Annotated in this window: 1 protein-coding gene; it reads left to right on the top strand. The window is 58.3% G+C overall.

Translation table 11 applies throughout. From position 1 onward, the window contains the following. Window positions 1-270 (top strand): D-aminoacyl-tRNA deacylase (gene dtd, locus AC0L2F_RS35820; protein WP_473251536.1); only part of this gene is annotated, 270 nt, incomplete at its 5' end. Window positions 271-278: the final 8 nt, after the last annotated feature.

The following is a 278-nucleotide window of genomic DNA, read 5'->3' as shown; positions in this document are numbered from 1 at the left end:
GACGATGAAGGCAAGATGAACCTGTCGTTGAAAGACATCGGCGGCGGTTTGCTGCTGGTGTCGCAGTTCACCCTGGCGGCGGACACCAAAAGCGGGCTGCGGCCAAGCTTCTCCACAGCGGCCCCACCGGCCCTGGGAGCGGCGCTGTTTGATCACTTGTTGTTACAAGCGCAACAATTGCATGGCAAGGTGGCGTCTGGGCGTTTTGGCGCGGATATGCAGGTGCATTTGGTCAATGATGGCCCCGTGACCTTCCTCTTGCAGACCTGAATGTATGA

It is taken from the genome of Bradyrhizobium sp. Ken64 (assembly GCF_055807555.1).
This window is presented reverse-complemented; position numbering and strand designations above follow the sequence as displayed.